The following is a 21,017-nucleotide window of genomic DNA, read 5'->3' on the forward strand; positions in this document are numbered from 1 at the left end:
TGAGCGGTGCCGCTAGTGGCGGCGACGTTCACCATGACCGTCGAAATCCCGCCTGCTGTCCTCGTATTCATCGCCGTCTCCGGCGAGATGCGCAAGGGCGGAGGGCTTTGTAATCTGCAACGAATGCCGCCCGGCGGCAGCCACGATTCCCTTGCCGGCCAGTTTCGTGATTGTACGCGAAACCGTCTCGATCGTAAGCCCCAGATAGTCCGCCATGTCCTGACGTGTCATCGGCAAGTCGACAATCCGCTTCATTGCGCCCTCGGCAATGGATCGTTTCAACCGCTTCTGGAGGAAAGTGCAGACCCTTTCCTCGGCATTTTTGCTGGACAGAAGAACCATCTGATCTTGGGCAGCAGCCATTTCGTCGCAAACATGGGCCAGCACCTGCGGCCGAAGTTCTGCTGAATCCGACACGGCCGCGTCGAATGTCTTGCGGGTGAGACGGCGAACCTTGGCAGAGGTGATCGCCTCTGCGCTATAGAGATAATTTCCTCGCAAAGAAACGCCAACCATGTCCCCCGCATCGAGGAACCCCGTGATGACACGACGCCCATCCGCTATGATGCGATAGATTCGCAATGTACCTTCAAGCACATCGAAGACATGTTTTGCTTGATCGCCTTCGAAGAACAGCGCTTGGCCGGGCGCCAGATGTTCAGCCGGCTGCTTCGCGAACAGCGTGCGCAGGGAGTTTGGGCCACTATCGTCAATTGTTGTTGCGAACGCGTCTTTATAAATGCGATTGCTGGTAACGAACATGGCCCTGCCTCCATCTGCGGATGGGCTCAATTGACCAAATCCGGGTAACACGCGAATGCTAACCCGGTGAAACATGGTTCTATTTGGTAACAGACTGTAACAACCCCATGACCCTGCTTTCATCCACTGCCGCACACATCCTCGTCGTCGACGACGACCCTCGGATCCGTCAGATGCTCATCCGATATTTCGAGGATGAAGGATATCTCGTAAGCACGGCTGGCGACGGCACCGAAATGAAGGTTCAACTCCGGCAGAAAGAGATTGATATCATCCTGCTCGATCTTTCGCTTCCCGGCGGGCAGGACGGTCTTGATCTCGCTCGCGAGGTTCGGAGCCACTCGGATGTGCCGATCATGATGCTGACGGGACGCGATGATGTGGTGGACCGGATCATCGGCATCGAGATCGGAGCCGACGATTATATCGCCAAGCCCTTTCATCTGCGCGAGGTGCATGCGCGGCTGAAATCGATTCTCAGGCGCCGCCAGCCTGGTACCTCCAAGCCGGAAGCCAACGAAGACAAGATCATCCGTTTCGAAGGATGGAGCCTCAATCTTTCCCGGCGGCAGCTTCTGGCGCCTGATGCTTCGGAAGTCGATCTGACGACGGGCGAATTCGACATGCTGGCAGCCTTCCTGCAGAATGCCGGGCGGGTGCTGACGCGGGATTTCCTAATGGATTCCACCAGAGGGCGTCAGCTTGAGGCATTTGATCGCACCATCGACGCACAAATCGTCCGGCTGCGCAGAAAGATCGAGGCAGACGCCAGCAATCCTCAATTGATCAAGGCCGTTCGTGGCGTCGGCTATATCTTCACCGGCAAGATCGAATGATACCGTGCTTCACGCAGCCCCTCGAAAGGGACTTGGCCCATCGTCAACGCGCCGCCTTGTCCGGATGTGCTGCAATAAAAGGCGCCAACTTCGCGCAACGGTCGGCAATTTCCACAACCTTTTGGAATCCGGAAAGCTCCACGTCCCATCGTCGCGCGTTGTAGATCTGGGGCACAAGGCAGATATCGGCCATGGTCGGTCGATCGCCATGGCAAAACGCTCCGGTCGACGGCGAATCCAGCAACGTTTCGAACGCGCCAAGCCCCTCATGGATGAACTTCTGCATCCAGGCTTTTCGCGTTTCCTCCGCACCGTCAGTCAGAGACATCACATGCGCCACGACATGCAGATTGCAGACGGGGTGGATCTCCATGGCGATGATATAGGAGAGCGCCCTCACCCGCTGCCGCCCGACGGGATCGTCAGGCAAGAAAGCTCCTCCGCGCGTTTCATCCAGATATTCGATCACCGCCAGTGACTGCGTAAAGCTGTGCCCGTCGATCTCCAGTACCGGCACCAGTCCCTGCGGATTGCGCCGCAGATATTCTTCGGATCTGTGGGCCTTTGCGAGCAGGTCGATGGGTACCGTGACAAAGGGTTCGGCCAGCATATTGAGCGCAATCCGCAGCCGGTAGCTCGCCGACGAACGCCAGTAATCATAAAGGACGGCGTCTGTCATTCGTACCCTCATATATCTCGTGACGAAGTCCTCAATCTAGGCTCCGATCCGCAAATTGCCATTCGCATCTTCCGCGATGGGCACGGGATCGAGCCCCTCTGCCGCATCACCGGAAAGGCAGGCACCGGTTGTCACATCGAAGGCGGCCCCGTGCGCTGAACACAGGAACCGCGCACCGTCGGCGGAAAGAACAGAATCGGATCGGTAGTCGAGCGGAAGATACTGGTGCGGACAGGCGTTAACGAAGGCCCGCACGCGACCGGACTTCCGCACCAGCAGAAGCGGAAAGATGCCTCTCTCCGTCTGCACTGATAGGCAGCGGGCGACGCCCTCGTCGATCTCGGAGGAAGCACAGACGAGCGCGCCGGTCTCCGGCGCACTCGAATAGGAGCGCCACCCATCACTCATCTGCCGCGGCACCCAAAACCAAGATCATTCGGCCGCATCGACCTTCAGAACCCCGCGCCGGATCTGGTCTTCCTCGATCGATTCGAAGAGCGCCTTGAAGTTGCCCTCGCCGAAGCCGTCGTCACCCTTGCGCTGAATGAACTCGAAGAAGATCGGGCCGATGACGGTTTTCGAAAAGATCTGGAGCAGGACGCGCGTCTCTCCGCCGCCCACGACACCTTCGCCGTCGATGAGGATGCCGCGCCGCTTGAGCTTATCGAGCGGCTCCTGGTGATCCTTTACCCTTGACTTCGACTTCTCATAGTAGATGTCCGGCGGTCCCGGCATGAATTCGAGGCCATTAGCCGCGACCGCATCCGTGCTGGCGTAAATATCGTTGGTGGCGACGGCGATATGCTGAATGCCCTCGCCCTTGTATTCGCGCAGATATTCCTCGATCTGGCTGCGATCATCGGAGCTTTCGTTGATCGGAATCCGGATCTTGCCGTCGGGTGACGTCAGCGCCCGGCTCGTCAGGCCGGTCATCTTGCCGGCGATGTCAAAATAGCGGATTTCTCGAAAATTGAACGTGTCGTGGTAGAATTTGTACCAGGTGTCCATGTTGCCACGCACGACGTTGTGGGTCAGGTGATCGAGGTAGTAGAAGCCAACCCCCTCCGGCTTCGGATTTTCCTCGCCAAGCCATTCGAATTCGGCGGAATAGCAGCTTCCATCATCACCGTAGGTCTCGACGAAGTAGAGCAGCGAACCGCCGATGCCGATGACGGCCGGTACGTCCAGCGACTTGCCTTCGCCGGTGTATTCCGTGGCTCCGAGATCGACGGCTCTTTTGAGAGCGTGCTTTGCATCGACCACGCGCCAAGCCATGGCGGGTGCACATGGGCCATGCTGGGCAACAAAGGCCGAAGCATGGCTGTCGGATTGGCGGTTGAGCAGGTAGTTGATGTCGCCTTGCCGGTAGAGAACGACATCTTTTTCGCGATGTCTGGCGACCGGCGTGAAGCCCATCTGCCGGAAGAGCGTATCCAGCTTCTCCGGCTCAGGATGGGCAAATTCCACGAACTCGAATCCATCGGTACCTGCGGGATTGGCAGCGCTGATCTCCGCCTTCGGCGCGTCGTGCGGGAACGGGCCCATGCAATTCTCCTCCATTGCTTGATGAAGAAAGCTTGCCGATTTCGGCCTGCAATGTCCTTGCAAAATGAGGAGCCTCCGGTCATCCTTTGCACGATTTATGCATCTGCGAGGGGTATCATGCACGAAACTTCCCTGGATACGTTTGACAAGGCCATTCTCAATGCATTGCAGCGCAATGCCGCACTGACCAATGCGGAGATCGCCGGCATCGTCAACCTTTCGGCTTCGCAATGCTCACGGCGGCGAGCCCGGATGGAGGCAGATGGCATCATTACGGGTTATTCGGCGCAGTTGGCGCCTGAAGCGCTTGGGTTTGGATTGCGGGCCATCACCCGCGTCAATCTTTCCACCCATAGCGAGAAGAACGCCGAGTCCTTTGCAGAATTTCTGTCCCGGCACAACGAGGTTCGGCAAGCCTATTCCGTCTCAGGGGATGCGGACTACGTGCTCATCATCCTTGCGCGGGACCTTGCTGCCTTTGCGGATTTCATCCACCGGACCCTGCTGCCGCATCCGCAGGTGGCGCAGGTTCGCTCGGAGATCGTGCTGATGCGCCTCAAGGACGAGCAAGGATTGCCACTCGGCTGACTCTGTAACGCGGCCGCGGCTTAATTCATCTTCTTCACGCGCTCCAAGGCATCCAAGGCATCGAGAAGTGCCTGGGCATGAATGCCCAGGGAGCAGAGCAGCTTCTCCTCGTAGGCAAGCGCGCTCGGCACGATATTTTCGTAGGCTGTGAGCCCCTGGGGCGTCAGGGCAAGCACTTCCTCGCGGCGATCCTCCAAGCTCTCCCGCCGCTTCAGCCAGCGCCTTTCTTCTAAAGCGCGCACCGCCCGGCTGACCTTGGTCTTGTGCATGAACGAATGCCGGCCAATGGCTTTGGCGCCCATCTCTCCAAATTGGCCAAGCGTTGCGAGAACCCGCCACTCCGGGATCGTCAGGTCATAGTCGCGGCCGTAGATCTCGCGGAACTCCTGCGAGACGACCGTCCCGATGCGGGCAAGCCTGTAGGGAAGAAAATGCTCAAGGGCGAGTTTTGTCATCATTGATAGTTACAAAATCGATGGTTACTTTTGCAACTAATTTCGTGATGGAGGACACGCCATGAATATTCAGCCTTCCGCCGCCCCTAAGGGTGCAGAACAATCGGCGATCCAGGCCGATTACATGTCCGGTTTCGGAAACGGCTTCGAAACCGAGGCGCTTGTGGGCGCACTGCCGTTGGGCAGAAACTCGCCGCAGAAATGCGCCTATGGGCTGTATGCGGAACAACTCTCCGGTTCACCCTTCACGGCGCCCCGTACCACCAATGAACGGTCGTGGCTTTATCGCATTCGGCCAACCGTGGCCCATTGGGGCAGCTTCGAGAAGATCGATCAGGGTCTTTGGCGCACAGCGCCGGCGCCCGAGGCGGAACTGCCGGTCGGCCCGCTTCGCTGGGACCCCATTCCGTTTCCGCCCGAACCGCTATCCTTCATCGAGGGCATACGCACCCTGACAACGGCAGGCGACAGCGGTGCCCATGGCGGCATGGGCGCTCACGTCTATCTCGTGACCCGCTCCATGGTGGACGAGTATTTCTACAATGCCGACGGGGAAATGCTGTTCGTGCAACAGCAGGGAGAACTGCGCCTTTGGACGGAGTTCGGTATCATTGACATCGAGCCCGGCGAAATTGCCGTCATTCCGCGTGGCGTGAAGATCCGCGTCGAACTGCGTGGCACGTCGGCTCGCGGTTATCTCTGTGAGAATTACGGCGGTGCGTTCACGCTGCCGGAACGAGGTCCGATCGGTGCCAATTGCATGGCCAACCCGCGCGACTTTCTCACGCCGGTGGCGGCCTATGAGGATAGAGACGCCCCGTCGAGACTTTTCGTGAAATGGGGGGGCAGCCTCTGGGCCGCAGAGATTGAGCATTCGCCCCTCGATGTAGTCGCCTGGCATGGCAATTACGCGCCCTACAAATACGATCTCCGACGTTATTCGCCGGTCGGTCCAGTGCTTTACGACCATGCCGACCCGTCGATCTTCACCGTCCTGACCTCGCCTTCCGAAACGCCCGGGACGGCGAATATCGACTTCGTGCTCTTTTCCGACCGCTGGCTCGTCGCCGAAAGCACGTTCCGCCCGCCGTGGTACCACATGAACGTCATGAGCGAGTTCATGGGCCTCGTCTACGGCCAGTACGATGCCAAGACCGGTGGCGGCTTCGTGCCCGGAGGCGCCTCGCTGCACAACACCATGCTGCCGCACGGGCCCGACGTGGATGCTTTCGAGAGGGCGAGCAAGGTCGAGCTCAAGCCCCACAGACTGGAAGGCACGATGGCCTTCATGTTCGAGACGCGTTTTCCCCAGCGGGTGACCGCTTTTGCCGCCGAAACACCTTGCCTGCAGAAGGATTACACCGCCTACGGCAAGAGTCTTGCGAAACATTTTGATCCGAACAGGCGCTGAGGCCGATATGTCCATTCTCGATGAAACGCACGCTCCGAAGCTTAGGAGTTTCGTGGCCACGGCAAACGGTCACCCCGATTTTCCGATCCAGAACTTGCCGATCGGTATCTTCAGCCGCGGCAGAGCCGAGCGCCGGGGCGGCATCGCTATCGGCGATGCGATTTTCGATATCGGCCTCGCGCTGCAATCGGACCTTTTCCAAGGAGAGGCGCAAGAGGCGGCCGAGACGGCGGCCGCTTCGGAGCTGAATGCGTTCCTTGGGCTGGGTACATCTGCCCGCATAGCGCTCCGCCGTCGCGTTTCGGCCCTGCTTGCGGCCGATTCCTCCGAACGGCCGCAGGTCGAAGCCTGCCTCCACCAATCCTCCGATTGCGCCATGCATCTGCCGGCTCGGATCGGCGACTACACCGATTTCTATGTCGGCATCCATCATGCAATGCATGTCGGGCAGCTCTTCCGGCCCGACAATCCGCTCCTGCCAAACTACAAGCACGTCCCGATCGGTTATCATGGCCGCGCCTCTTCGATCCTTGCCTCGGGCACGGCGATCCGCCGGCCGAACGGTCAGACGAAAACTCCCGATGCCGAGGCCCCGACCTATGGGCCGAGCCGCAGACTGGATTACGAGCTGGAAATCGGCGTTTTCGTCGGGCCCGGCAATGCTCTTGGAGAGCCCATTGCGATCGGCGACGCCGCCGAACATATTGCAGGCTTCTGTCTCCTCAACGACTGGTCGGCGCGCGATATCCAGGCTTGGGAATATCAGCCGCTCGGCCCCTTCCTCGCCAAGAATTTCGCCTCGACGATCTCACCTTGGGTGGTCTCACCCGAAGCGCTGGCACCCTTCCGCATCGCCCAGACACCGAGAGAGGAAGGCGACCCCCAACCCCTGCCCTATTTGTTCGATGAGCAGGACCAGCGTCAGGGGGCAATCGATCTGGAGCTGGAGGTTGCTGTCATGACGGAAGGACTGTCTCGAAAAGGCCTCCCGCCGCATCGGCTCGCGCTGTCGAACACCCGCCATATGTACTGGACGGTAGCCCAGATGATCACTCATCACGCGAGCGGCGGCTGCAATCTGCAGCCGGGCGATCTTCTCGGTTCCGGTACGATATCAGGGCCGGATCTCGCAGCCGCCGGCAGCCTTCTGGAAGCGACTGAAGGCGGCAAGTCGCCGATCCGCCTCGCTTCGGGCGAAGAGCGGCTGTTCCTGGAAGACGGTGACGAAGTTGTTTTCACCGCCCGCGCCCGCCGTGACGGCTATGTCACCATCGGCTTCGGTTCATGCAGGGGAAAGGTGCTGCCTGCCCTTCACACCCTGCGGAGCTGAGGTTTTGCTGATGCCTCTTCTAAGGCCGGTGTGATCCGACCTACTGGCGGCCGTCCGGTACCGGGCAAGCCTCACCGCATCCGCCGACACCTGGAAGGTTGTAACGAAGGCAGCAAATTTTCCGGCGCGAAAATTCCAGTCCACATTGTTGCCGCGCGATGCGGATCATCCCATGCATGGGATTTCGGCGCCCGTCCGGCCAGATCGGCTCATCAAGCAGCGCCAAACCGTCCTCGACCAATTCGCGGCTGTGCTTATAGGCGATTTCCTTGAGTATCCAGGCAAGATAAGCGGCCACGTTGTTCCAGAGAAGCTTCGGCGCCACGACAGCATGGGCTGCGATCGCTTCGACAAGAGGCTCGACATGCCCGAGCAAGAGATTGTGAAGCTCGGCGCCCGGATCAGCCGCGGTGAATGTATCAGCCGTCATCAGAAAGGCTTCAGGCTCGGCCGTATCTTCGTTGCAGACTATCGAAACCTGGCTGAGCCCCAAAGGCAATCCGATCCGGTGAGCGAAGAGATGCACACACGGCGCCACGGTAAGGATGCTGAAATAATAAAGCGTCCACATCGACACGACGGCGCGCCGGTCGCTGCCGGGAAACTTGCTGGCATATCGGGAGATAACATCGTTCAGCGTCGCCGCTTCCCGCAGATCGCTGCAGGGAATGACGGATCCAGATCCCGTGGATGTTCGCAGGAGCTTGCCGCGGCAGTAGGAGAACGGGCTCTTTTCCACCAGTCTGTCGAGGTCGAAGGCCGGGTTGGCGATGAAACCTTCCTTGCCGTTCGAAGTCGAGACCTCTCCGCTCGCATCTCCTGCCATTCGTCACAATCGATGTTTCGGGCCGGCTGTGTTCAGCACTGGCCGCACGGAAACCCACCGCCCTGCTTCATTTCCAGGAGGAACTAAAGAACGCAGTCGGCGATGTCAATGTAAGATGAGTGAATTTATCATATTTAAAACAGACAGATTTTGGACCTCTGCTGCGAGGTAGGGTCGCCTGCGCCACTGCGACTGCAACCTCGGAACTATGTTGACTTGCCTTTTCCCAGGGCTACTTGAATTATTGGGAGAGCCGGCAGTCATGGCTGCCCGCCTGTCAAGGCTCGACCTTTGGGAGAAATGACATGTATTTCAATGTTTGCCTCGGCGCACTTGGCGTGATGATTATGACCGTGACTCACGCCCACTGTCAGGACGCCGCCGCCGGCGAAAAAGTTTTCGCCAAATGCAAGGCCTGTCACGTCGTCGATACGGATCAAAACAAAGTCGGTCCGTCGTTGAAGGGAGTGATCGGTAGAACTGCCGGAACGCTCGGCGACTTCAAGTATTCCAGCGCCATGGTCGATGCCGGCAAGAATGGCACCGTCTGGGATGAGGCAACGCTTGCCACATACCTTCGTGATCCCAAGGGCACGATCAAGGGAACGAAAATGGCATTCGTCGGCCTCAAGGCGGACGAAGACATCGCCAATGTCATTGCCTATATCAAGCAGTTCCCGAAATAGAGCCGCAGGAAAACGCGGCAATCACTTCGCCTTTAACGTCAATCCGAACTATGACTGACGACGGCGGCAATCACCGCCACGCAATCGCCCGCCTTGACTAGTCCCGGAAAATGCCGGGCGCACAGGATGCCATTCATTTTTGCATGAATCTCGCGCGGCGCAGCGCCGGTCCTTCCGGTCGGGTAGATACGGGCCACCACGGCACCTTCTTGGACCTGGTCTGCGAGGTCGAAGGTGAACTCGATCAGCCCGTCCTCTTCAGCGAACACGAAACAATCGCCGCCCGGCATATCGAGCCAGGTCGTCGATCCGACGTCGAACCTGCCCGCGACGATGCCGGCATGGCGCAGCACGTTCATGACGCCGCGTTTGGCGATGCCTGCGGTTTTCGCCGTTGCCGTGCCGCCGCCGCCAAGTTCCGTCGTGATGAAGACCTTGCCCATCTCCTCGGCGGCCGTGTCGTACATGCCGACGGCGTCGATTTCGAGCATCTTCATCGAATAGGGTGCGGAAAACGCCTTCACCAGCTCGAAGGCTTTTTTCTCCTGCTCTTTGTCAGGCAGGATGTGAGCGGCGCAGAAGGGCAGGAAATCCAGCGTCCTGCCGCCCGAATGGAAATCCAGTATGATATCGGCGCGCGGCAGCAGTTCGCGCTGAAAATAATCGGCGATCTTCTGCGTCACCGTCCCGTCCGGGCGGCCGGGAAAGCTGCGGTTCAGATTGCCCTTATCGATCGGCGAAGTGCGCGTGCCGGTCAGGAAGGCTGGGTAGTTCATTGCCGGGACGATGATGACCGTGCCACTTACATCCTCCACCTTCAGGCTGCGCGCGAGATCGAAGAGCGCGATCGGTCCTTCGTACTCATCGCCGTGATTGCCGCCTGTCAGGAGCGCGGTCGGCCCCTTGCCGTTGCGGATCACCGTTACTGGGATCATCACCGATCCCCAGGCGGAGTCGTCGCGGCTGTAGGGCAGCCGCAGGAAACCGTGCTGCACACCCTCGGCATCGAAATCCACCGTCGGGCTGATCGGCGAGGGCCGCAAAGCTGTCTCGCTCATCACCGTCTCAGTCCTTAACCATCAGCTTGCGCGGCACGTTCGCCAGGCATTCGACGCCGGTCTCGGTAATGAGAATGCTCTCCGTCGTCTCAAAGCCCATGTCTTCCAGCCACAGGCCGGTCATGAAATGGAAGGTCATGCCAGGTCTGAGCTCGGTGCGGTCGCCGGGGCGCAGGCTCATGGTGCGCTCGCCCCAGTCCGGCGGATAGGAAAGACCGATCGGGTAACCGGTTCGGTTGTCCTTGACGATCCCGTACTTCTTCAAGACGCCAAAGAAGGCATTGGCAATATCCTCGCAAGTATTGCCGGGTTTAGCCACCGCAAGGCCCGCCGCCATGCCCTCCAGCGTCGCTTTTTCGGCATCGAGAAAGGCTTGCGTCGGCTTGCCCAGAAACACCGTTCGCGAGAGCGGCACGTGATAGCGATTATAGCAGCCGGCGATCTCGAAGAAGGTGCCCTCGCCCTCCTTCATCGGCCGGTCGTCCCAGGTCAGATGCGGCGCCGAGGCTTCCACGCCCGACGGCAGCAGCGGCACGATCGCCGGATAATCGCCGCCGATACCGTCGACGCCGCGCGTGCCGGCGTCATAGATTTCGGCGACGAGGTCGCATTTGCGCATGCCGACCTCGATTTTGTCGAAGATCCGCGCATGCATCGCCTCGACGATGCGGGCTGCATTGCGCATATATTTGATCTCGGTTTCGCTTTTCACCGCGCGCTGCCAGTTGACGAGCGCGGTCGCATCCACGAACCGGGCGTTCGGCAGGTGCTTCGTGAGCGATGCGAAGGCAGCAGCCGAGAACCAGTAATTGTCCATCTCGACGCCGACAGTCAATTTGCCCAAGCCGCGGTCGGTCAGGATACCGGAGAGATAGTCCATCGGATGCCGCTCGGTCGACTGAACGTAGTGGTCCGGATACCCGACGATGTTTTCGTGGCGGAGATAGGCGGTCAGCTTGGCGCCATTGGCATCTTGACCTCGACCGAACCAGATCGGCTCGCCGGATGGCGGCACGATGACCGCCTGATGCACATAGAAAGACCAGCCGTCATAACCCGTCAGCCAGGCCATGTTAGAGGGGTCGCTGATGATCAGAAGATCGATCCCCTTTACCTCCATAGCGCGCCGTGTCTTTTCCAGCCGTGCAGCATATTCGCCAAGTGAGAATTTGAGATTGGGCTGGGTCATGTTTCTTCCCTTCATTATCCGGTGCAAGACCGGCTCAGCTTTCGAATGTGATGCCAGCGCCGGCGGCATCCGCTCGCGCGAAGGCAAGCGTGGCGATGGCGGTGTCCTGGATCCCCGTGCCGGTGAGGTCAGCGAGTGTGATCTGTCCGGGGTTCTCGCGGCCTTGATGGAGACCGGCGACGACGTCGCCTAGCTGCGGGAACACTGCATCCTCTGAAACCAGCCCGGCCGCGATCGCGTGATGCAGTTCCCCCAGCCGCCTGGTCTGTTTGAGGCTATCGGCGACATAGACGTCGATCTTGGCGATCGCCGTCGGCTCGACCTCGTTCTTGTGCTCGGCATCCGAGCCCATGGCAGTCACGTGCTGACCTGACCGAAGCCAGTCGGCCCTCAGGATCGGCGTTTCGGACGGCGTCGTGGTAACGATGATATCGGCCCCGGCGACGGCGGCCTGAGGGTCGGCTTCAGCGCGGATAGGAAAGTCGAGCTTGGCGGCCAGCTCGGTCGCAGCGGCTTCGGCCTTTGCCATATCGCGCGCCCAGATGCGCGCCTCCCGGATCGGGCGGACCAGCGTCAGAGCCTCCAGCTGAAGGCGCGCCTGCATGCCTGCTCCGAAGATCGCCGCAATGCTCGAGTCCGGACGCGAAAGGTGCCTGGCGGCCACCGCGCCGGCAGCTGCCGTCCTGACATCGGTGAGATAACCGTTATCGAGCAACAGCGCCTGAACGAGACCGGTGCGACTGGACAACAAGACCATCATCCCGTTTGTGCTCGGCAAGCCGATCTTCGGATTGTCGAAAAACCCGGGGCTGATCTTGATGGCGAAACCTTCCAGGCCGGGCACATAGGCGGTCTTTACGTCCACCTCGCCTCGATGCTCGGGAATATCGAGGCGCAAGATGGGGGGCATGGCAACAGGCTTGGTGGCGAGCGCGCGAAATGCGTCCTCAACGCAGGCGACCGCTTGGCCGTCGAGCGGAACAAGTTTGCGCAGGTCCCTTTCGGTGAGAATTACCATCCGGCTCATGCGGCATCCTTTCCATGGGAGATGTCACCGTTGATCACGCGCCGGTGCTGCTCCATGTCGATATTGCGGCCGGAGAGAATGGTGACGACAGGGCCTCGACTTGCGACCTTGCCCGCCAACAGCGCCGCGATGCCCACGGCTGCGGCGCCTTCGACTACTTCGCGCTCGACGGCATAGGCATGCCGCATGCCGGCCGCGATCTCCGCTTCGGAGAGAAGGACGACGTCATCGAGAAGATCCCTACACATCGCGAAAGTGACGCGGTTATCGAGACCGATGCCGCCGCCGAGCGAATCCGCCAGGCTCGATAGCTCCTCGACCAGCACCGGTCTGCCGGCGTCGAGGCTCGCCTTCATCGCTGCTCCGCGCTCCATCGTCAGGCCGATCACCCGGACCGATGGTTTCAGGCCCTTCACCGCAGCGGCAACGCCAACGGCAAGCCCCCCGCCGGACAACGGCACCAGAACGGTTTCCACCTCCGGGCACTGTTCGATGATCTCGAGGCCCAGCGTGCCCTGCCCCGCGACGATGGCCGGATGATCGAAGGGCGGCACCATGACCAGCCCCTCTTCCGCGACCAGTCTCTCCACCTCCTCCTGCGCCTCGTCCTGCGAGCGCCCGACAATACGTACATGGGCGCCTAGCCGGCGGATTTCCGAGACCTTGTTCTCCGGCACGAGCGACGACATGCAGACGGTCGCGACGGAGCCTTCTGCCTTGGCCGCAAAGGCGAGCGCCCGCCCGTGATTGCCGGTGGAAGCAGCCACCACCCCTCGTGACCGCTCTTTCCGAGAAAGGGAAAGTACGGCGTTCGTCGCGCCGCGCAATTTGAAGCTGCCGGTGGTCTGGTGATGCTCCAGCTTCAGATGGACCGGCACGCCCATATGCTCCCTCAGCGTTGCCGATTGCGTCATCGGAGTCCGGAGTACACGACCATCGAGCCGGGCCGAGGCGGCGCGGATATCGTCAAGCTGAACCGGCAAGGTTTTCCCGCTCATGAACTCAGCCCTCCGAATAGGGTTTTGTCATCAGCGTGCCCAGTTCTGGACGCAAAGCGGTTTCACCGCAGAGGCGCAGACAGGCCCAGGCAGTGGCCAGATTACTGGTAACCACAGGCTTACCTATCGCAGCTTCGACGCGCCCCGCGACTTGAGCGGCCCGGACGGCGGTACAGGAGATGAAAAGCGACTGCGACTGCGGATCCATCGCTTCGCTGGCGAGCGAAACGATCTCGTCTGGAGCAATGCGAGCCATTTCGCGATCATCTTCGAAACCAAGGCAGGTGAAGCGGTTGATCGTGAAGCCGAGGCCGGCGAAATAATCGGCCATCGGTCGGCTCGTCTCGACGGTATAGGGGGTCAGGATCGAGATACTGTGCGCGCCCAACGCCCGCAGTCCCCTTACGGCCGCGGCAGTCGGCGTCACGACCGGAACGCCCGGCTTGGCAGCACGTATCGCCTCCTCGATCCTGACATCTCCGATCACCACGGAGGCGGAGGTACAGGAATACATGACGGCATCAAGCGGCTCGTCGGGCAGAATGAGCGATGCGCCTTCGCTTAACGCCGGCTGCATCTTCATGAGATTTTCGGGCGTCGTGGGATTGGCATAGGGGATGCGATTGACGTAGACGCCGATGCGGTCGCTTGCGACCATGCGCTGGAAGTCCACCTCCGTCGTATGATCCGTGGACAGGATGACGAGGCCGATCCGCTTTTCAAGCGGCCGCTCGTCCAGCCGCGGTTTTCGGCCATGGAGGTTTATGTCGACAGGAACCATATCAGTCATCCATCCGGGCATAACGTTCCTCCAGCCAGCGCAGCCCGACGACCGAGAGCAGGCTGACGGCGAGGAAAAAGACGCCGACCAATGTCATCGGCTCGATGTAGCGGTAATTGCTGTTGGCGATGCTCTTCGCCTGGTTCATCAGTTCCAGCACGGTGATCGCCGAAAGCAGCGGCGTCTCCTTGAACATCGCGATAAAATAGTTTGCGAGCGCCGGGATCATCGGCGGAATGGCCTGCGGCAGGATGACGTGTATCCAGGCCTGCCGCGTGGTGAGATTGGTTGCGTTGGCTGCCTCCCATTGGCCGCGCGGCACGTTTTCGATACCGGCTCGGTAGACCTCTGCAGTATAGGTTGCGTAATGCACACCGATACCGATCACGCCGGCAACCAGCGGCGACAGGCGGATGCCGATATCGGGCAGCACATAGAATATGAAATAGAGCTGTACGAGAAGCGGCGTGCCGCGGATGAATTCCGAGACGAAGCCGACCGTGCGAGATACCGCGGCGATCGGCGAACGGCGCGCAATGGCGAGAGCGAGACCGATTACCGCAGCCACCAGCGCACCGAGAATGGTCGCCAGTATGGTGATCTTGAACCCTTCGAGAAGGGTCGGCATGATCTGCCAAACGAAATCCCAATCCCATTCCATGATCAGGTCCTCACGCCATCGAGACCGCGCGTCATCCGCCGCTCCAGCCAGCGCATGGCTGTGGAAATCGCCCACGCCATGACGAAATAGAGGAAGAGGATCGTGGTGAAGGGAATGAGTGTGTTGCCGGTCTGTGCGCGGACGACCTGTGCCTGGAAAGTCAGGTCCGTCAGCGAGATCAGCGACACGACCGCGGTTCCCTTCAAGAGCTCGATGGCATTGTTGCAGAAGGTCGGCAGCATCAGGGGCAGCGCCTGCGGCAGGATCACATGGCGCATGCGCTGATAGCGCGAGAGATTGAGCGCCACGCAGGCCTCGGTCTGCTGGCGCCCAACGGCCTTGACGGCACCGCGCACGACTTCGGCCCCATAAGCCCCGACGTTCAGCCCCAATGCAAGCACGCCTGCCTGAAGCGGGGTAAGCGTGATGCCTGCAAAAGGCAGGACGAAGTAGACCCAGAAGAGCTGTACGAAGATCGAAGTACCGCGGAAGAACTCGATATAGGTCGTGGCAAGCGCCCTCACGGCGAAGAAGCGTGAGAGCCGGCCGAGCCCGGCCAGAAAAGCCATCACCAGCGCCAGAGCCGACCCCATGACGGTCAACTTCAGCGTCACCAGCGCGCCCTCGAGGATCAGCGTCAAATAGCCGGACCAGACCGACATCAGCAAAAACTTCCCATCATCCGATACAGTGCAGAGACGGCCTTCGGCCGTGACCGGTGGCGGACCGGGACATAGACCGCTCCGTCCACCTGATCTCGGCAGCTTACTGGGCGGCAGTGCATTGCTTGTCCCGGGTCGTCGACATGGCGGCCTTGGCAGAGAAGCCGTAGGGCTCGATGAGCTTGGCGAACTCGCCGGATTCCTTCAGCTTCTTGAGTTCCACGTCGAAGGCATCGCGAAGCGCCACATCCTGCTTGCGGAAGGCCGCCCCATCACAATAAACCGGCGCTCCGACGACGGGTGCGACGACTTCGAGGTTTGGATCCTTGGCCTTGTCCATGAGGTCGTGGATCGAAAGGACCGGAAGCGAGTAGACGTCGATACGACCGTCCTGAAGCATCTTGACGCCGCTCTGCCCGTCGGGCACCACGATGACACGGTCGCGCGGCACGCCGGCCTGGAGTGCGAGCTTCTCCTCGGTGCCGCCGCCCGGTGCCCCGATCTTCGCGTTGGTGTTGTCGGCAATGTCCTTGTAGCTCGTGAGCTTCAGCGGGTTGCCTTTCTTGACGGCGAAAGCTTCCGCATCGCAGAGGATTGGCTCGGAATAGGCGACCGCGTTGCAGCGCTCCGGCTTCATGAAGAGACCGGCGGTAATGGCGTCGTGCCGGCCGGCCTGCAGGCCCGGGATCATCGCACCATATTCGGAGATCGAGGCCACGACCTCCTTGACGCCGAGGCGCTGGAAAATGACGCGCGCGACGTCCGGTGCGGCACCCGACACCTTGCCGTCGGCGCCGACGGCCGTATAGGGCGGCTCGTTGGCGATGGCGATACGGGCAAAGCCCTGTTCCTTGAGATCGTTCAGCTTGTCGTCAGCGGCGAACGCAGGCACCCCGGCTGCGATGGAAAGCAACGTTGCCATACTGACGGCGGTCGTGAGAATTCTTGTCTTCATTGTCCCAATTCCTCTGGTTTTCCTATTTATTATTCGGGCAATGTCACCGCTCCAGGCGGTCAGACGCGGTGCCCCGCCGCGATGATCTTGCGGAGAAAACCCTGCGTTCGCTCCTGCTTGGGGTTTCGGAAAATCTCCTCCGGCCTCCCCTCTTCGACGATCTTGCCGCGATCGAAAAACAGGACGCGATCGGCGAAATCGTGAGCGAAACCCATCTCATGCGTTACGAGAAGCATGGTCATGTCGGTCTCGGCTGCCAGCCGCCGCATAACGTTCAATACCTCTTCGACGAGTTCCGGATCGAGCGCCGAGGTCACCTCGTCGAACAGCATGATCTTCGGAGAGAGCGCGAGCGCCCGGGCGATCGCGACGCGTTGCTTCTGGCCGCCGGAAAGCTGGGCCGGCACCGCCTTCGCCTTGTCCGCCATGCCCACCATGTCCAGAAGTTCCATCGCCCGCTTTTCCGCGTCTGCGCGCCCCGCGCCCTGCGTCAGCATCGGCGCGAGCGTGATGTTGTCGAGCACACATTTGTGCGGAAACAGATTGAAGTGCTGGAAGACCATGCCGATCTTCTTGCGCATGCGATGCAGGTGGCGCTCGTCGGCAGAGATCAGGTCCGCGCCCTTCCTCATGTGATATAGCTGCTCGCCGTCAACCTCGATATGGCCCCCGCTGATCGTTTCCAACGTCATCAGAATGCGCAGGATGGTCGTCTTGCCGGAACCGGACGGACCGATCAACGCCAGCTTTTCGCCAGGCATCACCTTGATAGACAAGCCGTCGAGAACGGTGAGCGGACCATATCTCTTCACGATGTTGTCGATGCGGATGATAGGGGATGCCATTCATGTCTCTCCCTGTTGAGACAAGCAATGCACCAACGATGACGGCCTCAAGAAATCATGTCAATTCATAAAATAATATCATGACAATATTTATACATCTGCCCATTTCCCCAGCGCTAAACCTAAATCGCGAGCAGAAGCGCCTCTGGATTTCCTTGAGTGAGCGAAGCCACAATCCCGAGGCCTGTCCTCAGGTCGTCGCCTGACGTGGAGCCCAGCGAAATCCGCACAGCGGGCGCCCATCCCTGACCGGCGGTGCGAAACGATGTGCCCGGGGCGATTGCCACGCCACGCAACCTCGCTTGCGACACGAAACCCTCTTCCGAATGAGCGTCGGAGAGAGGAAGCCAGACATGCAGGCTCTGCGGATGCGAATAGTAACGCAGTCCCGAAAGCGCCTCCTGGGCGATGGCATGCCGGTCGGCAAGAGCTTGGCGCTGCCAGTTGACAAGCTCCATGGCAGTACCGTCGGCCACCCAACGGGTGGCGATCTCGGCGATTGCGGGGGTAGCCATCCAGTTCGAAACCAGATGCCGGTTTGCGACTGCGGCCACATACCGGTCGGGAGCGACGAGATAGCCGATACGCAAGCCGGGTACGGTAATTTTGGTAAAGCTCGTGACATACAGCGTGCGCTCCGGCGCGATTGCCGCAATCGGCGGAGGCCTGTCGCCCACCAAGGGGCCGAGGACGTCGTTTTCGATGATTGCGATATCATGCCGGCTTGCCACTTGCGCCAGAGCTTCCCGTCGCCGTGCACTCATCAGGGTGGCTCGTGGATTGATAACCGAGGGCTGCAGGAAGACGGCGCGGATAGGGCTCGTGCGGCAGGCTTCGTCTAACGCTTCCGGAATCATGCCGTCGTCATCGATCGGCAAGCCTTCCAGATGAATGCCGAGATAGGTGGAAAGCGGCACCAGCGTATGGTGGCTGATCGCCTCCGTGGCGACGATCGATCCAGGTGGAGCGGTGCTCATCAGCGCCACCGTCATGCCGGATGTCGCGCCATTGGTCAGGTTCACGTTCAGGGCGGAGGCCTGGATGCCGCAAAGAGCAAGCCACTCGGTCGCAATGGCGCGATGACGTGGAAAGACCATGTTCGGTCGAAAGGAGAGCGCAGAACTGGCCGGCAGGTTTTCCGAAAGCCAGCCGAAGGCCTGCCGCATCTTGTCCAGATGCATGTTTTCGCAGACCGGCTTGAGGATCGACAGATCGATAACCTCGCCCAGCCTCTCCGGCAGGTAGGGCGGCTCGGGCTCTCGGGGCCGGCTCTGGACGAAACTGCCGCGCCCGATCTCGCCGGAGATCAGCCCGCGGCGGATGAGGTCGTCATAGGCGCGGCTTACTGTCTGAACCGAAAGGCCGAGGTCGTCCGCCAAGCGGCGATGGGTGGGAAGTCTCGCGCCGCTGGCAAGTGTCCCCTCCTGGATGGCGCGCGCAATCTGCTCGGCGAGCGAGAGATAGGCCGGTCGGCGAAGTTGAGAGGGATCCGGTCGCCAATTTGTCATGATTTCGACTGTGCTTAAAATCAGTTCAATTGACAATGCCAAAACGAATTTTCATTGTCTTTCTTCACAACTGCACGACAGGAAACCGTATGAAAATCGACGCCATCGACCTGCGAATCCTGGAAGCCGTCCAAAGCGACGGTCGAATCACCAAGCTTGCGCTCGCCGAAAAGGTCGGGCTTTCACCGACGCCCTGCTGGATGCGCCTTCGAAAACTGGAGAAGGCGGGCATCATTGCCGGGTATCACGCGCACCTCGCGGCGCGGCGAATCGCACCCATTGCCAGCGTCATGGTGGAAGTCACGCTTGCCAACCACCGCCAAAGCGATTTCGATCGCTTCGAACGCGCTGTGTCAGCTATTCCGGAGATTACGGCCTGCTGGTCGGTCGGCGGTGGCGTCGATTACATTGCAAAGATCGTGACCCTTGATATCGATGCCTACCAGCGGCTGATCGACGATCTGCTCAACCGCGAGCTCGGTATCGAGCGTTATTTCACCTACATCGTTACAAAAACCGTGAAGGAAGAGACCGGGGTGCCGGTCTCGGCCCTCTTCCGGGCCGACACCGGTGACAGACAATTTCTCCGGACAGACCCGCCAGTTTAGACCATCTCTCTCTTTCCGCCCCGCGGAATGGACAATCTCTCGCCGAAGCTCCGCCACACTGGAGACGAGCTTGAATGAGGATCTGGCCATGACCGCAATTTTTGCACGCCCTGCCTATCACGAGGCCCTGATGCGTCTTATCGATCGTCATCTGCTGCGCGATCTCGCCTATGTGAACGGACGTTGGATCGCCGGCACGGAGGGCCACAGCTTCCAGGTGACCGATCCCTCCTCCTCCGCCACGCTTGCCTTTGTCGCGAGCCTGGGCGCGGAGGAAACCGGCATTGCGATCGACGCCGCCGCGGCCGCTTTTCCCCTCTGGCGGGCAAAACTGCCGCAGGAGAGGGCAGCGATCTTGAAGGAATGGCATCGGCTGGTATTGGCAGCCAAGGAGGATCTTGCGCTCCTGATGACCCTTGAACAGGGCAAGCCGCTTGCCGAAGCTCGCGGCGAGATCGACTACGCCGCATCCTTCATCGAGTGGTATGCCGAGGAAGGAAAGCGCGTAAACGCCGAAAGCGTCACCAGCCACCTGCCGGATGCGGAGATGATCATCCGGCGCGAACCGCTCGGCGTCGTCGGCGTGATCACACCTTGGAACTTTCCCTCCGCCATGCTGACCCGCAAGGGTGCAGCGGCGCTTGCCGCCGGCTGCACGATCGTTGCCCATCCGTCCTCCGAAACGCCACTTTCGGCCCTGGCGCTGGCCGAGCTCGCCGAACGTGCCGGCATTCCGGCCGGCGTGTTCAATGTCGTGACCGGTGACGCAGCCACCATCGTTGGTCGGCTTTGCGAAGATAACCGGGTGCGGGCGATGAGCTTTACCGGCTCCACCGAGATCGGCAAGCTGATCGCCGCGCAATGCATGCCGACAATGAAGCGGCTGGTCTTGGAACTCGGCGGACATGCACCCCTCATCATATTCGAGGACGCGGATATCGATCGCGCCGCCGATATAGCGATGGCCGCCAAATTCGCGACCTCCGGGCAGGACTGCCTCGCGGCCAACCGGATTTTTGTCCAGCGGCCGATCCTTAGCGCCTTCAACGCCGCTTTTGCCGGGCGGATCGCTGCCCTGAAAATTGGCAACGGGCTGACCGAGGGCATCGATATCGGCCCCCTCATGCATGAGCGCGCCATGACAAAGGTCGAGGCGCAGGTGGGGGATGCGATTAAGCGCGGTGCGCGACTGATCGCCGGAGGCAAGCGCCACGCGGCCGGTCCGTTGTTTTTCGAACCCACGCTATTGGTGGATGTGCCGGACGACGCGCTGGTCATGCGCGAGGAGACCTTCGGGCCGGTTGCGGCCGTAACTGCCTTCGACCACGAGGATGAAGTCATCGCCCGCGCCAACGACACCGAATACGGCCTGGTCGCCTATGCCGTCACGGAGAACGGCGCCCGCCAGCTGCGCGTCAGTCGGGCGCTCGAATATGGCATGGTGGCCATCAACCGCGTGAAGATTACCGGCGGGCCGATCCCCTTCGGCGGATGGAAACAGTCCGGTCTCGGGCGCGAAGGTTCTCGCCACGGCATCGAGGCCTTCAGTGAAGTCAAATACATCTGCATCGACACGGCCGGCTGAGCGGTCCCGTATCTCGAAGGAA

Annotated in this window: 23 protein-coding genes; 7 read left to right on the forward strand and 16 right to left on the reverse strand. The window is 60.5% G+C overall.

Annotated features, from left to right (window positions below; all coding sequences use genetic code 11):
* Positions 1–12 precede the first annotated feature (12 nt).
* Positions 13–762: a helix-turn-helix domain-containing protein gene (locus tag EDE09_RS07290; protein WP_105372791.1), complete on the reverse strand. Its 750-nt coding sequence runs from the start codon at positions 760–762 to the stop codon at positions 13–15.
* 107 nt (positions 763–869) lie between these two features.
* On the opposite strand from EDE09_RS07290, the gene EDE09_RS07295 reads away from it, so the two are divergent.
* On the forward strand, positions 870–1,598 hold the full coding sequence (locus EDE09_RS07295; protein WP_105372792.1) for a response regulator: 729 nt from the start codon (positions 870–872) through the stop codon (positions 1,596–1,598).
* Between the two features lie 43 nt (positions 1,599–1,641).
* Here EDE09_RS07295 and maiA read toward each other — a convergent pair whose 3' ends face one another.
* From maiA to hppD, 3 genes are read right to left on the reverse strand one after another with little or no spacing between them, the layout of a single operon-like run.
* Positions 1,642–2,277: a maleylacetoacetate isomerase gene (gene maiA, locus EDE09_RS07300; RefSeq protein ID WP_105372793.1), complete on the reverse strand. Its 636-nt coding sequence runs from the start codon at positions 2,275–2,277 to the stop codon at positions 1,642–1,644.
* Positions 2,278–2,313: 36 nt separating this feature from the next.
* Positions 2,314–2,685, reverse strand: a complete 372-nt coding sequence (locus EDE09_RS07305) for a Rieske 2Fe-2S domain-containing protein (protein WP_105372912.1) — start codon at positions 2,683–2,685, stop codon at positions 2,314–2,316.
* 24 nt (positions 2,686–2,709) lie between these two features.
* On the reverse strand, positions 2,710–3,822 hold the full coding sequence (gene hppD, locus EDE09_RS07310) for a 4-hydroxyphenylpyruvate dioxygenase (protein WP_105372794.1): 1,113 nt from the start codon (positions 3,820–3,822) through the stop codon (positions 2,710–2,712).
* A gap of 117 nt (positions 3,823–3,939) precedes the next feature.
* Here hppD and EDE09_RS07315 point away from each other — a divergent pair, with 117 nt between their 5' ends.
* Positions 3,940–4,410 carry an Lrp/AsnC family transcriptional regulator gene (locus EDE09_RS07315; RefSeq protein WP_105372913.1) on the forward strand — a complete coding sequence of 157 codons (471 nt, stop codon included), beginning with the start codon at positions 3,940–3,942 and terminating at the stop codon, positions 4,408–4,410.
* Positions 4,411–4,430: 20 nt separating this feature from the next.
* Here the strand turns inward: EDE09_RS07315 and EDE09_RS07320 are convergent, their stop codons facing one another.
* Positions 4,431–4,868: a MarR family transcriptional regulator gene (locus EDE09_RS07320; protein ID WP_342588633.1), complete on the reverse strand. Its 438-nt coding sequence runs from the start codon at positions 4,866–4,868 to the stop codon at positions 4,431–4,433.
* Positions 4,869–4,926: 58 nt separating this feature from the next.
* On the opposite strand from EDE09_RS07320, the gene hmgA reads away from it, so the two are divergent.
* Positions 4,927–6,276 (forward strand): homogentisate 1,2-dioxygenase, encoded by a 1,350-nt coding sequence (gene hmgA, locus EDE09_RS07325; RefSeq protein ID WP_105372795.1) that lies wholly within the window; start codon positions 4,927–4,929, stop codon positions 6,274–6,276.
* A 7-nt stretch (positions 6,277–6,283) separates the two neighbouring features.
* Complete coding sequence (fahA, locus tag EDE09_RS07330; protein ID WP_132409491.1) at positions 6,284–7,606, forward strand: fumarylacetoacetase; 1,323 nt, start codon at positions 6,284–6,286, stop codon at positions 7,604–7,606.
* Positions 7,607–7,646: 40 nt separating this feature from the next.
* On the opposite strand, the gene fhuF is transcribed toward fahA, so the two are convergent.
* A complete protein-coding gene (gene fhuF, locus EDE09_RS07335; RefSeq protein ID WP_105372797.1) occupies positions 7,647–8,432 on the reverse strand; it encodes a siderophore-iron reductase FhuF in 786 nt (261 codons plus the stop codon).
* A 341-nt stretch (positions 8,433–8,773) separates the two neighbouring features.
* Between fhuF and EDE09_RS07340 the strand changes: the two genes are divergently transcribed.
* Positions 8,774–9,118, forward strand: a complete 345-nt coding sequence (locus tag EDE09_RS07340) for a cytochrome c family protein (RefSeq protein ID WP_245422919.1) — start codon at positions 8,774–8,776, stop codon at positions 9,116–9,118.
* 38 nt (positions 9,119–9,156) lie between these two features.
* On the opposite strand, the gene doeB is transcribed toward EDE09_RS07340, so the two are convergent.
* From doeB to EDE09_RS07390, 10 genes are all read right to left on the reverse strand, one after another.
* Positions 9,157–10,176 (reverse strand): N(2)-acetyl-L-2,4-diaminobutanoate deacetylase DoeB, encoded by a 1,020-nt coding sequence (gene doeB, locus EDE09_RS07345; protein WP_105372799.1) that lies wholly within the window; start codon positions 10,174–10,176, stop codon positions 9,157–9,159.
* Positions 10,177–10,183: 7 nt separating this feature from the next.
* Positions 10,184–11,365: an ectoine hydrolase DoeA gene (doeA, locus tag EDE09_RS07350; RefSeq protein WP_105372800.1), complete on the reverse strand. Its 1,182-nt coding sequence runs from the start codon at positions 11,363–11,365 to the stop codon at positions 10,184–10,186.
* Between the two features lie 34 nt (positions 11,366–11,399).
* Positions 11,400–12,392 carry an ectoine utilization protein EutC gene (gene eutC, locus EDE09_RS07355; RefSeq protein WP_105372801.1) on the reverse strand — a complete coding sequence of 331 codons (993 nt, stop codon included), beginning with the start codon at positions 12,390–12,392 and terminating at the stop codon, positions 11,400–11,402.
* On the reverse strand, positions 12,389–13,390 hold the full coding sequence (gene eutB / locus EDE09_RS07360; protein WP_132409493.1) for a hydroxyectoine utilization dehydratase EutB: 1,002 nt from the start codon (positions 13,388–13,390) through the stop codon (positions 12,389–12,391). The genes eutC and eutB overlap by 4 nt, the downstream gene beginning before the upstream one ends.
* A gap of 4 nt (positions 13,391–13,394) precedes the next feature.
* Positions 13,395–14,180 (reverse strand): ectoine utilization protein EutA, encoded by a 786-nt coding sequence (gene eutA, locus EDE09_RS07365; protein WP_105372915.1) that lies wholly within the window; start codon positions 14,178–14,180, stop codon positions 13,395–13,397.
* Complete coding sequence (gene ehuD / locus EDE09_RS07370; RefSeq protein WP_105372803.1) at positions 14,173–14,832, reverse strand: ectoine/hydroxyectoine ABC transporter permease subunit EhuD; 660 nt, start codon at positions 14,830–14,832, stop codon at positions 14,173–14,175. Before ehuD ends, eutA begins: the two co-directional genes overlap by 8 nt.
* Before the next feature lie 2 nt (positions 14,833–14,834).
* Positions 14,835–15,494, reverse strand: coding sequence for an ectoine/hydroxyectoine ABC transporter permease subunit EhuC (ehuC, locus tag EDE09_RS07375; protein ID WP_105372804.1), 660 nt, complete (start codon positions 15,492–15,494; stop codon positions 14,835–14,837).
* A gap of 103 nt (positions 15,495–15,597) precedes the next feature.
* A complete protein-coding gene (gene ehuB / locus EDE09_RS07380) occupies positions 15,598–16,449 on the reverse strand; it encodes an ectoine/hydroxyectoine ABC transporter substrate-binding protein EhuB (protein ID WP_105372805.1) in 852 nt (283 codons plus the stop codon).
* Between the two features lie 59 nt (positions 16,450–16,508).
* Entirely contained in the window at positions 16,509–17,294 is a 786-nt protein-coding gene (gene ehuA, locus EDE09_RS07385) for an ectoine/hydroxyectoine ABC transporter ATP-binding protein EhuA (RefSeq protein WP_105372806.1), read from the reverse strand.
* Between the two features lie 122 nt (positions 17,295–17,416).
* Positions 17,417–18,802, reverse strand: a complete 1,386-nt coding sequence (locus EDE09_RS07390) for a PLP-dependent aminotransferase family protein (protein ID WP_105372916.1) — start codon at positions 18,800–18,802, stop codon at positions 17,417–17,419.
* 89 nt (positions 18,803–18,891) lie between these two features.
* On the opposite strand from EDE09_RS07390, the gene EDE09_RS07395 reads away from it, so the two are divergent.
* Positions 18,892–19,410, forward strand: coding sequence for an Lrp/AsnC family transcriptional regulator (locus tag EDE09_RS07395; RefSeq protein ID WP_105372807.1), 519 nt, complete (start codon positions 18,892–18,894; stop codon positions 19,408–19,410).
* An 88-nt stretch (positions 19,411–19,498) separates the two neighbouring features.
* Positions 19,499–20,995: an NAD-dependent succinate-semialdehyde dehydrogenase gene (locus tag EDE09_RS07400; protein WP_105372917.1), complete on the forward strand. Its 1,497-nt coding sequence runs from the start codon at positions 19,499–19,501 to the stop codon at positions 20,993–20,995.
* Positions 20,996–21,017: the final 22 nt, after the last annotated feature.

The organism is Neorhizobium sp. S3-V5DH (genome assembly GCF_004343065.1).
Lineage (GTDB): Bacteria > Pseudomonadota > Alphaproteobacteria > Rhizobiales > Rhizobiaceae > Neorhizobium > Neorhizobium huautlense.